Source organism: Thalassospira australica (assembly GCF_000763295.1).
GTDB lineage: Bacteria > Pseudomonadota > Alphaproteobacteria > Rhodospirillales > Thalassospiraceae > Thalassospira > Thalassospira australica.
Genome location: NZ_JRJE01000003.1, coordinates 82,561 through 100,159, shown reverse-complemented (window position 1 = coordinate 100,159; position 17,599 = coordinate 82,561). Strand labels below are relative to the sequence as shown.

Genomic DNA, 17,599 nt, shown 5'->3' with positions numbered 1-17,599 from the left:
CCAACTCGGTGTGTTTGCCCCCATAAGTGCCTTGGCTGGTACTTCATGGGAAAGCCGAAGCTTTGTGCTTCGGCTTTTTTCGTATCAGGCAACCGTTGTTAGTTGGATGATGCGAAAATGTAAAAAGCCCCTCCCAATGGGAGGGGCTTTTTCTTTTTTGTTACGAGCAGCCGGTGGTCCCGCCGCAAGAGTCGCATTTAAGGCAGGTGCCGTTGCGCACCAGGGTGAAGTTACCGCAATCAGGGCAACCATCCCCTTCGTAGCCTTTCATTCGCGCTTCGCGGATCTGGTCCATTTTGGCATCAGCCTTGGCCGTGACTTCTTCGCCAGCGGTCAGGATCGCCGCAGTTTGCGGTGCGGACGGGGTTGCCGTCGTGGTCGCAGCACTTGCGGTTTCCGGGGTGTGGCTGTGGCCATCGGTGCCGGTCGATTTGACTTCGACAACACGTTCTTCGCTTTGGACACCACCATCTACAACATAGAGGTTGCGACGCACGAAGCCGCTTGATGCCACCTTGCGGATGGTTTCAATCGCCTGATCGCCGGCTTTCTCGGCGGTTTCGCCAAGGTCGCCTTCGGCAACGCCTTCGCCAACCGCATCGGGAAGAATGTCGGACGGCTGAACATGGGCGAGGTCGTTACGACCAAGATAGGAAATCGCCAGTTCACGGAACATGTAATCAAGGATCGAGGTCGACATCTTGATCGCATCATTGCCCGAAACCATGCCGGACGGCTCGAAGCGGGTGAAGGTGAAGGCTTCGACGTATTCTTCAAGCGGCACGCCATACTGCAGGCCGATGGACACTGCGATTGCGAAGTTGTTCATCAGCGAGCGGAAGGCAGCGCCTTCCTTGTGCATGTCGATGAAGATTTCACCAAGCTTGCCATCTTCATATTCGCCGGTGCGCAGGTAAACCTTGTGACCGCCAACGGTGGCCTTCTGGGTGTAACCTTTGCGACGGCCCGGAAGGGAACGACGATCGCCACGGATGACGCGTTCGATGATTTTCTCGACGATCTGTTCAGACGCCTGGGCTGCCTTGGCAGCGGTCGGCTGATCAGCGTAATCGTCTTCTTCAACCAGTGCGGAGTTGAGCGGCTGGCTGAGTTTCGAACCATCACGATAGAGCGCGTTTGCCTTAAGGCCCAGACGCCAGGACAGCATGTAAGCGTCTTTACAATCCTGGATGTTTGCGCTGCTTGGCATGTTGATGGTTTTGGAAATCGCACCCGAGATGAACGGCTGGGCCGCTGCCATCATGCGGATGTGGCTTTCAGCGGAAAGGTAACGCTTGCCGATACGGCCACACGGATTTGCGCAATCAAAGACCGAGAGGTCTTCGTCACGCAGATGCGGGGCCTGTTCAAGGGTCATTGCACCGCAGACATAGGTGTTGGCCTGTTCGATCTGTTTTTTATCGAACCCAAGGGCCGCCAGCATGTCAAAGTCCATGCTGTTGATCTGTTTGGCGTCAAGACCAAGCTGGTTGATGCAGAAATCGTCGCCAAAGGTGTATTTGTTAAACACGAATTTGACGTCGAATGCGTTTTTAAGCGCGCCTTCAACCTTGGCAATCGCATCATCGTCAAAGCCTTTGGCCTTGAGATCATCATGGGTGATGGACGGCGAACCAACCAGCGTACCGTGACCGACCGCGTATTTTTCAATGTCGCGGATCTGGTTTTCGGTATAGCCGAGCGTTGCCAGTGCCACCGGAACCGTGCGGTTGATGATTTTGAAGTAACCGCCGCCCGCAAGCTTTTTGAACTTCACGAGTGCGAAGTCAGGCTCAATGCCGGTGGTGTCGCAATCCATGACCAGGCCGATCGTGCCGGTCGGCGCGATAACGGTGGTTTGCGCATTGCGGTAGCCGTGCTTTTCACCAAGCTCGACCGCCTTGTCCCAGGCAGCACGCGCAGCAACCGGAAGATCGGCATAGGGGCTGTCAGCAGCAACCAGCGGAACCGGATTGATTGACAGGCCTTCGTAGCCTTCCTGTTCGCCATGGGCCGCACGGCGATGGTTGCGCATGACACGCAGCATTTCGCTGGCGTTGTCGTCATACCCCGGGAAGGCACCCAGTTCGCTGGCCATCTCGGCCGAGGTTGCATAGGACACACCACACATGATCGCGGTCAGGGATGCGCCAATCGCACGGCCTTCGTCGCTGTCATACGAGATGCCCATGCTCATCAGCAGGCCGCCGATGTTGGCATAGCCAAGACCAAGAGTACGGTAGCGATAGGAAAGTTCGGCGATACGATCAGACGGGAACTGTGCCATCAGAACCGAGATTTCAAGAACCACAGTCCACAGACGGACAGCATGTTCATATGCCTCGATATCAACGCCACCATCATCAGAACGGAAGTTCATCAGGTTAAGCGATGCAAGGTTACATGCGGTGTCATCAAGGAACATGTATTCCGAGCACGGGTTGGACGCATTAATGCGGCCCGAGTTCGGGCAGGTATGCCATTCGTTGATCGTGGTGTCGTACTGGATGCCCGGATCAGCACATGCCCAAGCCGCTTCGCCGACCTTGTCCCACAGATCGCGCGCCGAGATCGACTTGGCAACCTTGCCATCGGTACGACGGATCAGTTCCCAGTCACCGTTATCAAGAACAGCCTGCAGGAAGTCGTTCGAAACACGTACCGAGTTGTTCGAGTTCTGACCCGATACGGTCAGGTAAGCCTCGGAGTCCCAATCGGTGTCATAGGTCTTGAAGCTGATTTCGGTGAAGCCCTGACGGGCGAATTCGATGATCTTGTTGATATAGGAATCCGGGATCATCACAGCGCGTGCGGCCAGCACAGCTTCTTTGAGCTGCGGGTTGGCACGCGGCAGGAAGCGGTCTTCGGATTCGGCGTCGCCATCCCAGTTGGTGCAGGCGGCCAGAACAGCGGTCAGGTGCTTTTCAGCAAGTTTGGAGCCGGCAACAAGGGCAGCAACTTTCTGCTCTTCGACGACTTTCCAATCAATGTATTCTTCGATGTCCGGGTGATCGATATCGACCACAACCATTTTGGCAGCACGACGGGTGGTGCCACCCGATTTGATTGCGCCAGCAGCACGGTCACCAATTTTCAAGAAGCTCATCAGACCGGAAGAACGACCGCCGCCAGACAAGCTTTCACCGCCACCACGTACGTTCGAGAAGTTCGAACCGGTACCGGAACCGAATTTGAACAGACGCGCTTCACGGGACCACAGGTCCATGATGCCGCCTTCGTTCACCAGATCATCGGCAACGGACTGAATGAAGCAGGCATGCGGCTGCGGGTGCTCATAAGAGCTTGCCGATTTGGTCAGTTCACCGGTTTTGAAATCGACATAGGAGTGACCCTGTGCCGGACCATCAATCCCGTATGCCCAATGCAGACCCGTGTTAAACCACTGCGGAGAGTTCGGCGCACCCATCTGGTGGGAAAGCTGATAGCGCATTTCATCAAAGAAGGCCTGCGCATCAGATTCGGCGTCAAAGTATCCGCCTTTCCAGCCCCAATAGGTCCAGGTGCCTGCCAGGCGGTCAAAAACCTGGGTGGCGCTGGTTTCGCTGATGTAGCGCTTTTCGGACGGCATTTTGTTAAGCTTGGCGGTGTCGGCGGTCTGGCGCCACAGCCAGCTTGGCACGTCCTTTTCCTTAACCGGTTTGAGCGCAACCGGTACGCCCGCCTTGCGGAAATATTTCTGAGCCAGAACGTCACTTGCAACCTGTGACCAGGAGCCGGGGACGTCGATGTCGTTCATTTCAAAAACGACAGAGCCGTCCGGGTTTTTGATGACACAAGATGACTTGCGAAATTCGATATCGGCGTATGGGCTGACGCCTTCCTGGGTGAACTTTCTGGTGATCCGCATGGTCTGCTCCGGTTGTGATCAGACGTGACAGGGCGCTTACGGGTGATGCGCCAACATCGCCTGACTTTATATAGTTTGCTCAATGCTATTGCGCTGCCCCTGTAGCCGATATTTTCCGGCATTTTTAGAGCCACGCAGATATGGGTGTTCGGTGGTTTGGTCCCCCCTGGAACCATCCGGTCCGTGGGGAAGACTATAACGGCAAAATTTCGCCTCAGTCCACTAATCTTTGTGGTTGACAGTAATTTTTACCACAACATGTAGTGGGTCGGTTGTTGTCTTGCTGATTCGATGCTGGTGGGATTCTCGTTAACAATCTCTGAATCCGTCCGTAAGGCCCGGAAAACTGCGCTTTGTATCGCAGCGTGATTGTGTGTAAGTCGTAAGACTCGGACTACATATTGTGTGGGAGCGAGAGGGGCCCGCACAACGCAGGATCAAGCTAACGCTGTTTTCATTCCATTTCCAGTGCGAAGCCGAAAAATCATGGTTTTGGCGGTTTTGCTTGTGTCTTGGCCTATGATAACAGGTTGATATTCATATTAAAGTTTTCTTTTTGTTGCAGGCTCAAAGCCAAGCGTTCCAAGCGTCTTGGGATACTACATGTATGGCCTGTGTTGTGGATAAGCGGGTGGACAAAGCCCCCAGATGCAGGGGGATCAATGAGTCGTCGCACTACAAGCAGTTGTGGGTTGTTTTGGCGCTTGGTTTTCAGCGCAGGGAAGGCCCGTTTTTGAGATGTTTGCAGCACGGGTTGCGGGCAAGGGATGCGCGAGGTTTGTTTTACCTTGCCACGCACCTTGAAACATTGACTTTCACGCAACATCACGACATATAAGTCTCTTGCTTATCAGGGTGTGTTGCCCATATGCCTTGTGCCGCCGTCCCGTATGACAGGCGGACAAATCAAATCTGGAGAGAGACTCAACATGGCCACCGTCGGCACCCGTATTTATACTGCGCTGTTTGGCAAGCGCGTTGGCGAAGACCGTTTCGGCAATGCCTATTACACCGAAAAGACTCCGGCCAAGGGCCGTCGCACCAAACGTTGGGTCGTTTACAAAGGTGTGGTCGAAGGATCGAAAGTACCTGCAGAATGGCATGCATGGCTGCATTACACCGTTGATGCGCCGCTGTCGGAAAAGGCAGAAGACCGTTACGACTGGCAGAAAGAACACCAGCCGAACCTGACGGGTACCAAACATGCCTATCGCCCGAAAGGCCACGAATACAGTGGTGGCAAGCGCGCACCGGCGACTGGCGACTATCAGGCATGGTCGCCGGAAGGCTGATCGGCCATAAAATTCCGATACAGGCGGGCGCGGGGCAACTCGCGCCCGTTTTAGTTTGGGGGATTGTGAAATCGCCTGTTTTGAGCGGTTGTGTTTTCGAACTGCGCAATACAATATAAGTATCAATTAGATACAAAACGGATAAGGTCTATGAGCAACAGACTGATTGAAACCATTGCCGGTGCCGCCGTGATCGCAGTCGCGATCGGCTTTGCTGCCTATTCCTATTCCCGCGCGGGGATCAATACGGTGGAAGGCTATGAAATCATGGCCAGTTTCAATCGCATTGACGGTCTGGTTGTTGGCAACGATGTCCGTGTTTCCGGGGTAACTGTTGGCAAGGTTACCGCACAGGACCTTGATCCAGATACCTATATGGCGGTTGTCAAAATGTCGGTGCGTCCCGATATCGCCCTGCCGCTTGACAGTTCGGCCAAGATTGCCTCTGACGGGTTGCTTGGCGGCAAGTTTGTAGCCCTTGAGCCGGGCGGGGATATCGATATGATCGAGGCCGGTGGCGAGATCGAATACACACAAGGATCGGTAAACCTTGAAGATCTGATCGGGCAGGTTATTTATTCCTCGACCAGCAGTGATCAGTAACATCTGTTAAAATGCCCTGATCACAGCCATGATTTTGCCGGTTTTTCTGCGCAAGGTCCGTGGGGCGGCCAGTTGGCGCCCAAATCAAGCAGATCAAACAGATCAAAAGACAATCGGGAAGTCGTGCACAGAATGTCGGAGCGGCTGATGAAAAAGACCGGAAACCCGCAACGGGCGGAACATTTTCCCACATGGCAGGCAACCGATGGTTCGCCGCTGTCGTGTGTTGAGAAAATCAAGGTCCTGAACGATAATTTCGGTGAATTGCGCGAAATCATGCAGGATGCGCTTGAAGATGCGCTTCTGATGGGCTGTGACGAAGAGCAGTTCCGGGCTGTGATGCGTGATCTGGTTGCCGAACTGCACAATCCTTATGACAAAAGCGATAAACAGGACTGAAGACCACCATGAAACGATCTTTTGCGATTGCCGCGATTTGTTCGACATGTGCAATGATCGGAACGGCCTCTTCGGCGCTTGATTATCGCCCGGCCCCCGTCGCCCAGCTTCAGGGGCTTGATAAAATCACCGCACGCATTTCAACCTTTGAAGTGCCGGTCGGGCGCACGGCAAGTTTCGGCACGCTCGAAATTCGGGTCGATGCCTGCTATCGCACGCCGCCTGAAGAGCGCCCGGAAAGTGCAACCTTCCTTGAAATTGCCGACATCCGCGATAACGATCAGGCAAACCGCACGCAATTGTTTTCCGGCTGGATGTTTGCATCAAGCCCCGGTTTGTCCGCCCTTGAACATCCGGTTTATGACGTGTGGTTAAAGGAATGCCTCGACCCGGCAGAAGGCGGTGAGGCTGCCGAACAAGGGCAGGCCGCGCCGGAAAACCCTTAAGCTTAAGGGACCGGGAAAAGCATCATTCCGTCTTTGACATGATCAAAGCTGATCCTTTTGGGGCAGCTTTTTTATCGGGTCATTGTGCATGAAAGACGCATGCAAAACCAACGCAGACGTGCGATTTGACCAAAAATCAGGGTGATTTTGTCAAAAATAAGGTGTACTGATCGCGCATTGTTTCCAAAATCGAAAATATGTGTTGCGGTTTCACTGGCTTGAGAGGCGTTTGTTGGCCTGCCATTCTCCCCCCATGAATTATTGCGGTGCGGCAAGTCCTTGTCGCCCCCAGACATGAGGGAAAAAACAATGATGAATTCGCTTAAAAAAGCCGGTGTTGCACTGGTCGTTGCTGCAGGCCTTTCGGGCGCTGCATTTTCAGCACAGGCTGCCGAGACCTATAAACTCGATCCGACCCACACCAGTGTTGTGTTTGTTGTAAACCATCTTGGGTTTTCGAATTTTCAGGGCCGTTTCGGTGGCATTTCCGGCGAGCTTACCCTTGATCGCGAAAATGTATCGGCATCATCCGCAACCATCACGATTGATCTGAACCAGATCGATAGCGGTGTCGAAGCACTTGATAATCATATGAAAACGGCTGATTTCTTTGACGTTGAAAGCCACCCGACCGCGACGTTCAAAAGCACCTCGGTTGAGCTGGTTGGTGACAGCGCAGCAAAAGTCACGGGCGATCTGACCATTCTTGGGCAAACCAAGCCGGTGGTTCTTGATGTGGTTCTGACCGGGCAGGGCGAACACCCGATGACCGGTGATCAGGTTGTTGGTTTTGGTGCCACCACGACCGTGACCCGTTCCGATTTCGGTATGAACTTCCTTGTTCCGGGTGTTGGCGATGAGGTTGCGCTTCAGATTTCTTCGGAATTCCTGAACAAATAATCATCGGGTGATATGTCGATTTGCTGTGCGCGGTGACTCAAGGGATGCCGCGCACAGCATATTTCTGGATTTATGTCCGGATTTTTGGCCCGCACAGGTAAAGAGGGATACCGGTTATGGCGATGCGGAGTGACAAAAAGGCGTTTGGCGCGGTCACCAAATCCATTCATTGGCTGATGGCAGCATTGGTCATCACGGTGTTTTCAATTGGCTGGTACATGGATTTTCTGCCGCTGGGCATGGAAAAGCTCGAATGGATGTCGCGTCACAAATCACTTGGCATTACGGTTCTGGTCCTGGTGGTGTTGCGCGTGGTGTGGCGTATCAGCGAACCAAGCCCTGATGCGCTTGGGGCCTTGAAAATTGAAAAATGGGCGGCCAAGGCCGGGCATCTTGGATTGTATCTTTTGATGTTTGCCATGCCGTTGACGGGATGGACCATGTCTTCGGCGGCGAATTTCCCGGTCAGTGTGTTCGGGCTGTTTACCCTGCCAGATCTTGTGTCACCTGACGCGGAACTGTTTGAGACACTTCGGACCGTGCATTGGGGATTGTCGTGGACGATTGGCGGTTTGGTCGGGGTGCATGCCTTGGCAGCTTTCAAACACCATTTCCGGGACGGTGACGCGACATTGCGTCGGATGTTGCCGGGCAAAATCAAGGAAAACTGAGATGTTTCAGATATCACGCAAAAGCTTGTCCTCCCTCGCTGTTCTGACCACACTTGCCGGTTTTTCCGGCGGTGCGCTGGCTGCGGATCCTTGGGTGGTGGATGCCAACGAAAGTGAAATTGAGTTTACCGGTACCCAGCTTGGTGCCGAGTTTGAGGGCGAATTTGAATCCTTTGACGCGACCATCGTGTTTTCGCCCGATGATCTTGCCGGATCAGCGGTAGAGGTTGTGATCGATATTGCATCGGTCAACACGCAGAATGCCGATCGCGACAGTCAGATTGTCTCAGCCGACTGGTTTGACGCAGCGCAGTGGCCGACGGCAAAGTTCGTCACCAAGTCATTTCGCGAAATCGCACCAGGAAAATATGAAGCGGTCGCCGATCTGACCATCCGTGATGTGACGCGCGAAGTGACCATGCCGTTTGATCTTGAGATCACGGGAAATGAAGCCGAAGCCGAAGGCAAAGTTACCATAAAACGTACCGACTTTGGCGTTGGCCAAGGGCAATGGATTGATACAACCCAGGTCGGTGATGCGGTGACCATCAAGATTGAGATAGAGGCAACGCGTTAAGAAAAGCGGCGCCAGTACGCCAAGCGATTTTCACCAGATATCCATAAAAAAGCCGCCCCGAAAAGAGTTCGGGGCGGCTTTTGTTTTGATCAGGTCGTGTCGTTAGAGCGGTTAGTCTGTCGCCCGCTTGCGAAGATCGGCGAGGAAGTTTTCAACCGCTTCGTCAAGAGATTGTGCTTCATCGACCAGTTTTTCTGCCGAATGGGCCAATTGGGTGGTGCCGGAAGAAACCTGACCGGCATTTTCATTGACGGTTTCGATCCGTTGGGAAACTTCTGCGGTGCCGTCCGCAGCCTGTTGCACGTTGCGTGAAATTTCGCCAATGGCGGCATGCTGTTCTTCAACCGCGGCTGCGATGGCGGTTGAACTGTCAGCAACCTTGGCAATGGTTTCGGAAATCAGGCGGATCGCATCAACTGCTTCGCCCGTTTCGTTCTGAACCGAAAGGATCTGCTGATTGATTTCCTCGGTCGCCTTGGCGGTTTGGTTGGCAAGGTTTTTGACCTCGCTTGCGACCACAGCAAAGCCCTTGCCAGCGTCACCGGCACGAGCGGCCTCGATCGTTGCGTTCAGAGCCAGCAGGTTGGTCTGTTCTGCAATGTCACCGATCAGTTTGGCGACATCACCAATGCGTTGTGCCGCATCGGCAAGGCCGGTCACGGTTTCGTTGGTGCGTGCAGCCTGGTCGTTGGCCTGGTTTGCGATGTCTGCTGACTGCGAAATCTGATGGGCGATTTCATCAGAAGATGCCGTCAGTTCTTCGGTTGCAGAAGACACTGTCTGGACATTGGTCGATGTCTGGGTCGTTGCAGATGCCACGGCGGCGGACAGCTGGCTGTTGGTGCTGCTGGCCTCTTCCATCGTTGTTGTTGCCTGTTTCATCTCGGCGATGGAACTGGAAATCGACCGGATCAGGCCCTTGACGCGCTGTTCAAGGCTGTCTGCCATATCAGTAATGTCTGCACGGCGCTGTTTGTCAGCCTGTGCTTCCATTTGTTTTTGGCGTTCCTGAAATTCGCGATTTTCAACCGCCTGCTGACGGAAGGAGACAACCGTGCGCGCCATATCGCCCACTTCATCACGACGGTCCTGACCTTCGATATCACCTTCGAGGTCACCTGAGGCGATGATGTGCATCCGCGATGCGAGTTTGCTCAAGCCACCTGTGATGTCCCGGCCGATGGCAATGCCGATGAGAACGATGATTCCGACAATCAGGATGCTCAGCAGAACGACTTTGGTGGCCTTGTCCCAGAAAATTGTGTCGACATCATCGATGTATATGCCTGTACCGATGACAGCCCCCCAAGGCAACGGATGAGCATAGGAGAGTTTTTCAAAGGTTTGTTCCTTTGGCTCGCCGGGTTTGGGCCAGTGATAGGAAGAAAAACCGCCTTCAGGTTGGCTTCCGGCCGTGACCAGATCACGTATGAAATATGCCCCGTTCGGGTCTTGGATGTCGCCCATGTCCCGGTCGACCAGGGCGGCGTTGGCCCCATGCATCACCATGACATTATCCTTGGTCAGGGCAAAGAAATAGCCGATTTCGCCATCATATTTTCCGCTGGAGACAACCGTGTAATAGGCGTCAATGGCAGCTTGCTGATCGAGTTCGCCTGCGGTGACTTTCGCCTGATAGTCGTTGGCGATCGATACGGCGAATTCAGTGATGGCGCGGATTTTTTCCTTGCGGTCTTCAAGCAGGGCCGTGCGTAAACTTGACAGTTCAAAGGATGTGATACCGATCAGACCGATCAAGGAAATGACGGAAAGAATGGCAATCTTGCGACCGATTTTTATTTTCTGGAGCATGGAACTTTTCCCCGAGACGTCCTTTTTTTATCAACATACATCCCGTAACAAAAAACTACGGGATAGGATTGATACCCTTGCGTAGTATCAAACCTATACATAATAGGGTGTATGACGCAATTGGCGATCTGTTTCGGCAGTTTCAATAAGAAGTAGAAAAAAAATCCTGCAGGTTTCCCAAAGAAAAACGCCTGACATCAACAAGATGTCAGGCGTTTCAAAATTTCCCGAAGAAAGGGAACAGCTAACCGAGGTGCTGTTTCAGGAACTGTGTCGCCAGCCCCAGACCTTCTTCATCAATACCGTGTTGCAGACCGGCGCGTTCATGCAGGCTGACCTCTATGCCGTTGGTCGCAAGGGTATTCTTGGCCAACTGTGATGCTTCAATCGGGACAACCGGGTCGGCTGTGCCGTGAACAAGCAGCATGGGCGGGCGGGTTTTCAGATCGGCGGCAAAGGCCGCTTCGCCAAGCAGGGCACCGGAAAAGCCAACAACGCCGGCAATCTGTTTTTCACGCCGCGGGGCGGTTTGAAGCGACATCATCGTGCCTTGCGAGAAGCCGACCAGTGCGACCTTATCTGCAGATACGCCGTGAGCCTCCATGACGTGATCGATGAAATCATCGACATAGGCAGCGCTTTTGCGCGCGCCTTCGGCCATGGCGGCAAGGGCGCCTGACATGGTTTCAGGTGCGCGGCGCAGGAATTCCGGATCATATTCGGCCAGACTGAACCACTGGCGCCCAAATGGTGACATTTCACAGGGGAACGGGGCATTGGGCGAATAAAACGCCGTATCGGGCAGGGCACGCGCCAAATGCGGAGCGAGACCAATCAGGTCATTGCCATCCGCGCCATAGCCATGAAGCAGGATTACAACGCTTTTGGTCGTGCCGGATGCCGCTGGCAAGGTGGGGCCAGATAATAAGGTATCGGTGCTCATTATAACTTTCCTGAATATTCTTTGCCGCTGCTTAGCGATCAGGGACTATCAATTTGATTGGAATGGCAGAATTTATAGGTCCAGAGCCTAGCAATGCAGCGCCATTACCACCAGTGTTTTTTGGCAAAGCGGCAAAAGACCACAGGGCATTTTACCTGAGCCTGCAACAGCGTTTCAGAGGCCTGTGGATAACTTTGTGGATGGAAATTGAAATATCAGAGAAAACGCAATAACAAACCAATGTATGGTCTGTTTAGACCCCGACGTTCTATGCCCTGGTATAGGTTTGTCAGGTTTTAAAAATAGAACAGCATCGAATTTGTGAAATAAAATTTATTGTTCAATATCAGCGTATTGTATTGGTTCTCTGAGGCGGTCTATTGTTCCTTATGCCAAAAGACCGTCAGCGATGATCGGAAAGATGTATGCAAATTCGCCTACAGGCTGCATGTCTGATTGGGAAAAGTTAACAATGTGGATTTTTTGGATAGCCGGTCATTAAAACCCTTCTTTTGCCGCTTCTCATTCTGTGTCACAAGAAATCTTCCGGTTAACGCCGGTTGCCCCACAGCATGACGTAAAAACCGAGGCCCATTATGAACCGTACGCGCCGCTGGTTCGGTAAGGGAGATCGACGCGTACTGTCGTTGACCCTGCCGATTATTTTGTCCAATGCGACTGTCCCATTGCTGGGCGCGGTTGATACGGCCGTGGTCGGGCATCTTGATAGTCCGCATTACATCGGGGCGGTTGCGGTTGGTGCGCTTGTTTTTTCCTATGTGTTCTGGAGCTTTGGCTTCTTGCGCATGGCGACCACTGGCCTTGCTGCACAGGCCCATGGCCGGCGCGATGCCAATGGGGTGCGTGCGGTCTTTGCCCGTGCTGCGGTGATCGCACTTGCAGCCGGGTTGGCGGTGATGGCGTTGCAATGGCCGATCATTGAGCTGGCCATGGCGCTGATTTCACCAACACCGGCGGTCGAGGCCGCCGCACGGGAGTATTTCAATATACGTATCTGGGCGTCGCCCGCGACATTGATGCAATATTGCATGCTGGGTTGGCTGCTTGCCATGCGTGACAGCCGGGCCGTGTTCATCTTTCAGGTTGTTCTTAATTCGATCAACATCGTGCTTGATATCCTGTTCGTGCAGGGGTTCGGCTGGGACGTGCGCGGGGTGGCAGGGGCCACGGTGATTGCCGATTATTCGGGTGTGGTGCTGGGCTGGTTCTTGATGCAAAAGCACCTCAGGCGGCTTGGCGGGACGTGGCGCGGTATTGGCATTTTTGATCGCGTGCAACTGGCACGGCTTATGAAGATCAACGGTGATATCTTTGTGCGCACCATGGCGCTGACATCGGCCTTTGCGCTGTTTACCAGTTTTTCCGCCCGTTTTGGCGAGGTCACCCTTGCCGCCAATGCGGTGTTGCAAAACTTTCTGATGTTCGGGTCCTTTGCGCTTGATGGATTTGCCCATGCGGCAGAAACCCTTGTCGGGCAGGCCTATGGGGCGGAAAAGCGCAAACAATTCATGTGGGCGGTGCGCAAGACGACGATCTGGGGCATTGTTTCTGCGATCGGGATGTCGATTATTTTTTCCCTTGCCGGGCCATGGATCATCGATGCGCTGACCAGCATTCCCGAAGTGCGCGCAGCATCGTATGAGTATTTACTGTGGGCAGTGGTTTTACCGATTGCCGGGGTGCTTGGTTTTCAGTTTGATGGCGTATTTCTGGGCGCAATGCAGACCAAGCACTGGCGCAATATGATGCTGCTGTCCGTCGCGATATTTGCAGGCTTTGCCTGGGGCGCGGTTGTAATGGACAGCAATCATTTGCTGTGGGCCGCGTTTAACGGATTTTTCCTGCTGCGCGGTCTGACACTGGTTGTGCTGTTTCCGACAATCATCCCGGACCGACGGACTGCGGTGGCATAGGGCAAGGGTCAGGTCAAGGATCCCCGCCTTTGCGGGGATGATGGTGCGGTAACCGCCAATATGGATGTCGCCGTGCCCGCGACGGCGGGCATCCATCCGATGTTATTCGGCGTCGGCGACCGGCAGGGTGGTGCTGTTTTTGACTTCGTGGAGCGTGAAGCTTGATTTCATGTTCGCCACACCGGGCAGCTTCATCATGACTTCGGACAGGAAGCGCTGATAGCTGGCGGGATCGGGCACGACAATGCGCATCATATAGTCCTGATTGCCGACCATGGCATAGCAATCGACAATTTCCGGGTGTTCCTGCACGGCACTTTCAAAGCGGCGCAGGGACGGTTCGTCATGCTGGGTAAGTGACACCGTGACAAAGACATTGACGCCAAGCTGAAGATGGGCCGGATCAAGCAGGGCAACATATTTGCGGATTACACCACTTTCTTCGAGTTTGCGCAGGCGACGCAGGCAAGGGGAAACGGACAGGCCGACCTTGTCAGCCAGTTCGACCATGGAGATTCGCCCGTCTTCCTGAATTTCACGAAGAATTTTGCGATCAATTGCGTCGAAACCGTTGCGCGCCATAGCGTGCTGCACTCCTTAGGGCGGTAAAATATCAGGCCGTTTGCGGCCGCATCGGATTTTAGGTCCTGAGCCTGGATACAGGGGAGCAGATATTGCCAAATTTCTGATCGCCTGTGGGCATTCCTTGCTGCGCGATAAGCCATGACTTCACGTTTCTGTCAATCTTTGCGTCGCCAAAAAGGGCATTTTTCACCTTGTCTGCGTGTATTTCAGGGCGGGGCGGTGCAGGCGGTTTAGCCATGTGGAGACTTGCAAGATTTGTATAATCCCGGTATGTCGTTCAACTCCTTGTAATGCTTGGGTTCGGTACCGGATTCCCGCATGCGCAGCGGAACTTATCATTGCCGTGTGCCATCTGTGCAGTGTAGTATAATCGTACCAATTTACTTATTTTGAGTGTGGTCATTCTTCCGTCGGGAGCCGGGAGAGGTTGGCTTGGTCAACCGGGTTACTGAAAGGCACATATGGTGGACGCTGCGCAAAACACGCCGGGATACAACCTGGTCACTATTGGCGAGCATAAAATCAATATCCGTCCGGCGGTCCTGAAAGACTTGCCAAATGTCGTTGATCTTGATGACCGGACCACAGGGTTGCGAAAGCCCGATTATTGGGACGATTTGTTCACCCGCTATGGCAATCGCAAGGATTCCCGTTTTTTCCTGATCGCTGAAGAAGATGGCAAGCTGCTCGGCTGCATCTTTGGGGAAGTGCGGTCGTGGGAATTCAATTCTGTACCTTGCGGCTGGGTTGGTACGGTCAGTGTTGAACCGAACCTGCGCATGGGTGGCATTGGGACGATTCTTTATGATGAAATTTGCCGCTGCTTCCGCAATGCCGGGGTGAAAAAGGTTCGTACCATGATCCCGCGCGATGCCACCGACCTGATGTCGTTCTTCCGATCGCAGGGCATGATGGCTGGCCCGTTCATTCAGCTGGAAACAGATATGGAAGAGGGGGAATAAGCCAATGATGTCCTTGCAAAAGGCAACGCTGTTTGCCCTTTATGCCGTTCTGGAACTGGCCGAGGATACCGACCGGCAGCTTTCCGCATCCGAAATTGCCGAACGTTACAATATCTCGACCAACCATTTGGCAAAGGTACTGCGCGATCTTGGTCGTGCGGGGCTGGTTGAATCGGTACGTGGTGCCGGGGGCGGGTATCGTTTCTGCGGCAATGCCAAGCGCACCACGCTTCTGGATGTGGTGCAATTGTTTGAAGAAGTTGGCACAAGTCCATCAAACAGCATTGTTCAGGACACCAATGCAGGGGCGGCGCTGACCCTTGTCATGGATGAGATCGAAGAGATCACCCACGCGACACTGTTGTCGATCACGATTGAGACCATGCTGAAATTGATGCGCAAGCGTCGCCCGGAAAAACCGGCATCCACCGGATTGTTCCGCGCGGTTTAACCGGCTGGGATCAACAGCGCACAAGATACGAAAAAGGCCGCCAGAGAAATCTGACGGCCTTTTTGCATGATTGCTTGTCGCGCAGCTTAGCTTTCGCTGGTTGCCGGTGCTTCGCTTGGGGATTCTGATGAAGATTCCGGTGCGGGTGCTTCGGCACTTTCCGCAGCCGCGCTATCAGCCTTGGGGGCTGCTTTCTTGCGCGGGCGACGGGGGCTGCGTTTTTTGACTTCCTTGGCCGGTGCTGCATCGGTATTTGCATCAGCAGCAGGGGCTTCGGTCGTTTGCGCTTCTGGTGCTGCCTCGGCAGCCGGGGCATCGTCCGCAGGTTTTTTAGCCGAGCGACGCGGCGTTTTGGCGCGCGTGGTTTTCGGTTTGCTTGCGGCTGCCTTGCGCGTGGTCTTTTTCGGTTCGTCTTCGTCTTCCGATGGCTTGCGCAGCAGGCTTGATGCCGGGACCTTGGTCAGCAGGAAGCTTGGGACGTGATCGCCAAAGCCGACAACCGTTTTATCGTCGCGATCGTTGTGGTCGCGGCGGTTGTTGTTGCGGTTCGGCCGATCATTACCATTACGATCGTTACGATCATTACGGTTGTTGTTGCGATCATTGTTGCTTCTGGCGTCGCGGGCCGGTGCCTTTTGGGCTTCTGGCTCTTTGGCCTTGGCAGGAGCCGGATCAGCAGGCGCTTTGTCCTGAGGTGCAGGCGAAGCAGCCTTGGCAGGGGCATCAGATGCATCGCGGTTGCTGCTTGGTTTGGCTGATCGTGCCGGTTTGTCATCACGCGTATTGGGCTTGCGGCTTTTCTTGTTACGCCGTTTCTTGCCGGAAAAGTCCAGCTCAAGCGTTTCAATGCCATCAAGTTCGGACAGCGGGATGTCCATATTGATCGTTTTATTAATCGCAGCGACCAGTTTGCCGTCTTCGGGAACCGCAAGGGTATAGGCCTTGCCAGCGCGGCCAGCACGGCCGGTACGCCCGGTACGGTGAACGTAATCTTCGGCGTTGAACGGCACATCAAAGTTAAAGACGTGCGAGACGTCAGAAACGTCAATGCCGCGTGCGGCAACATCCGAGCAAACCAGAAGGGTGATCTCGCCGGTTTTGAACTTTGCCAGCGTCTCTGTACGTTCGCTCTGGGCCAGATCGCCATGCATGCGACCGGCATTGAATCCGTGCTTGGTCAGCGATTTATACAGGATATCGACGTCTTTTTTGCGATTGCAAAACACAAAGGCGTTGCGGACATCTTCGGCGCGGATCAGGCGACGCAGGGCTTCGCGCTTATCGAAATCGTCCAAAACAACCAGTTTATGTTCAACCGTGGTCGCCATCGTCGAGGGCGGGGAGACGGTGATTTCCTTGGGATTGGACAGGAACTTGTCGGCAAGGCGTTTGATTTCCTTGGGCATGGTCGCCGAGAAGAAAAGCGTCTGGCGCTGCTTGGGCAGCATGTTGACGATCTTTTCAATGTCGGGAATGAAGCCCATGTCGAGCATGCGGTCGGCTTCGTCGATCACAAGAAGTTTGCAATCAGACAGCAGAAGCTTGCCGCGCTCAAACGTATCAATCAGGCGACCAGGTGTCGCGATGATGACATCGGCACCTTTTTCCAGAACCTTGCTTTGTTCAGCAGCAGATTCGCCACCGATGATCAACGCCTTGGACAGCGAGATATATTTGCCATAGGTATCGAAGTTCGCAGCGACCTGGGTTGCGAGCTCGCGGGTTGGTTCCAGAATGATGGAACGCGGCATGCGCATGCGGGCCCGACCGTGATGCAGGATATCAAGCATCGGCAAGGTGAAGCTGGCGGTTTTGCCCGTGCCCGTCTGTGCACAGCCCAAAATGTCGCGTGCCATCAGCACCGACGGAATAGCTTGGGCCTGGATCGGGGTTGGGGTGTCGTAGCCGGCATCAGTGACGGCTTTGAGGATATCTTCGCTCAGACCGAGATCGGCGAAATTCATATGGTTCGTTTTCCCGCAATGAAATGCGTTGATGTAAAGCTTAGCGTCAAAAATCTGATTGCGTCGTAAAGCCAAGCCTTAATTAAGTCAAGAAAAACGCCGCAAAATAACTGTTGAATGCCCATTCTTTGGTTGTTGAGAGACTTGTTTGCAACAATTTGGCAGCGTAGGGTCAAAACTCATTCACGTGAC

At 53.9% G+C, this 17,599-nt stretch carries 16 protein-coding genes; 10 read left to right on the top strand and 6 right to left on the bottom strand.

Features of this window, described 5'->3' with window-relative positions; all coding sequences use genetic code 11:
* Positions 1–160 precede the first annotated feature (160 nt).
* Both JF44_RS0102125 and JF44_RS20260 read right to left on the bottom strand, forming a co-directional pair.
* The gene (locus JF44_RS0102125; RefSeq protein ID WP_033067299.1) at positions 161–3,868 is read right to left on the bottom strand and encodes a vitamin B12-dependent ribonucleotide reductase; all 3,708 of its coding nucleotides are present in this window, start codon (positions 3,866–3,868) and stop codon (positions 161–163) included.
* A 517-nt stretch (positions 3,869–4,385) separates the two neighbouring features.
* The gene (locus tag JF44_RS20260; RefSeq protein WP_156111562.1) at positions 4,386–4,697 is read right to left on the bottom strand and encodes a hypothetical protein; all 312 of its coding nucleotides are present in this window, start codon (positions 4,695–4,697) and stop codon (positions 4,386–4,388) included.
* Between the two features lie 100 nt (positions 4,698–4,797).
* Between JF44_RS20260 and JF44_RS0102120 the strand changes: the two genes are divergently transcribed.
* The 7 genes from JF44_RS0102120 (at position 4,798) to JF44_RS0102085 (ending at position 8,756) form a co-directional block, all read left to right on the top strand.
* Positions 4,798–5,160 (top strand): NADH:ubiquinone oxidoreductase subunit NDUFA12, encoded by a 363-nt coding sequence (locus tag JF44_RS0102120; protein WP_033067298.1) that lies wholly within the window; start codon positions 4,798–4,800, stop codon positions 5,158–5,160.
* A gap of 150 nt (positions 5,161–5,310) precedes the next feature.
* Complete coding sequence (gene mlaD / locus JF44_RS0102115) at positions 5,311–5,763, top strand: outer membrane lipid asymmetry maintenance protein MlaD (RefSeq protein WP_033067297.1); 453 nt, start codon at positions 5,311–5,313, stop codon at positions 5,761–5,763.
* 147 nt (positions 5,764–5,910) lie between these two features.
* On the top strand, positions 5,911–6,162 hold the full coding sequence (locus JF44_RS0102110; RefSeq protein WP_033067425.1) for a hypothetical protein: 252 nt from the start codon (positions 5,911–5,913) through the stop codon (positions 6,160–6,162).
* An 8-nt stretch (positions 6,163–6,170) separates the two neighbouring features.
* Positions 6,171–6,608 carry a DUF2155 domain-containing protein gene (locus tag JF44_RS0102105; RefSeq protein WP_033067296.1) on the top strand — a complete coding sequence of 146 codons (438 nt, stop codon included), beginning with the start codon at positions 6,171–6,173 and terminating at the stop codon, positions 6,606–6,608.
* Between the two features lie 309 nt (positions 6,609–6,917).
* On the top strand, positions 6,918–7,508 hold the full coding sequence (locus JF44_RS0102095) for a YceI family protein (protein WP_052065401.1): 591 nt from the start codon (positions 6,918–6,920) through the stop codon (positions 7,506–7,508).
* 116 nt (positions 7,509–7,624) lie between these two features.
* Complete coding sequence (locus tag JF44_RS0102090) at positions 7,625–8,179, top strand: cytochrome b (RefSeq protein ID WP_033067294.1); 555 nt, start codon at positions 7,625–7,627, stop codon at positions 8,177–8,179.
* Between the two features lies 1 nt (position 8,180).
* Positions 8,181–8,756, top strand: coding sequence for a YceI family protein (locus JF44_RS0102085; protein WP_033067293.1), 576 nt, complete (start codon positions 8,181–8,183; stop codon positions 8,754–8,756).
* Between the two features lie 111 nt (positions 8,757–8,867).
* Here the strand turns inward: JF44_RS0102085 and JF44_RS0102080 are convergent, their stop codons facing one another.
* Entirely contained in the window at positions 8,868–10,568 is a 1,701-nt protein-coding gene (locus tag JF44_RS0102080; protein ID WP_033067292.1) for a methyl-accepting chemotaxis protein, read from the bottom strand.
* Between the two features lie 244 nt (positions 10,569–10,812).
* Positions 10,813–11,511: an alpha/beta hydrolase gene (locus tag JF44_RS0102075; protein WP_033067291.1), complete on the bottom strand. Its 699-nt coding sequence runs from the start codon at positions 11,509–11,511 to the stop codon at positions 10,813–10,815.
* A gap of 596 nt (positions 11,512–12,107) precedes the next feature.
* Here JF44_RS0102075 and JF44_RS0102070 point away from each other — a divergent pair.
* On the top strand, positions 12,108–13,445 hold the full coding sequence (locus JF44_RS0102070; protein ID WP_033067290.1) for an MATE family efflux transporter: 1,338 nt from the start codon (positions 12,108–12,110) through the stop codon (positions 13,443–13,445).
* Positions 13,446–13,547: 102 nt separating this feature from the next.
* Here JF44_RS0102070 and JF44_RS0102065 read toward each other — a convergent pair whose 3' ends face one another.
* Entirely contained in the window at positions 13,548–14,027 is a 480-nt protein-coding gene (locus tag JF44_RS0102065) for an Lrp/AsnC family transcriptional regulator (RefSeq protein ID WP_033067289.1), read from the bottom strand.
* 464 nt (positions 14,028–14,491) lie between these two features.
* On the opposite strand from JF44_RS0102065, the gene JF44_RS0102055 reads away from it, so the two are divergent.
* Together JF44_RS0102055 and JF44_RS0102050 are read left to right on the top strand one after the other, a co-directional pair.
* Positions 14,492–14,992, top strand: coding sequence for a GNAT family N-acetyltransferase (locus JF44_RS0102055; protein ID WP_052065369.1), 501 nt, complete (start codon positions 14,492–14,494; stop codon positions 14,990–14,992).
* Positions 14,993–14,996: 4 nt separating this feature from the next.
* Complete coding sequence (locus JF44_RS0102050; protein WP_033067287.1) at positions 14,997–15,443, top strand: Rrf2 family transcriptional regulator; 447 nt, start codon at positions 14,997–14,999, stop codon at positions 15,441–15,443.
* 86 nt (positions 15,444–15,529) lie between these two features.
* On the opposite strand, the gene JF44_RS0102045 is transcribed toward JF44_RS0102050, so the two are convergent.
* A complete protein-coding gene (locus JF44_RS0102045; RefSeq protein ID WP_033067286.1) occupies positions 15,530–17,407 on the bottom strand; it encodes a DEAD/DEAH box helicase in 1,878 nt (625 codons plus the stop codon).
* Between the last annotated feature and the right edge of the window lie 192 nt (positions 17,408–17,599).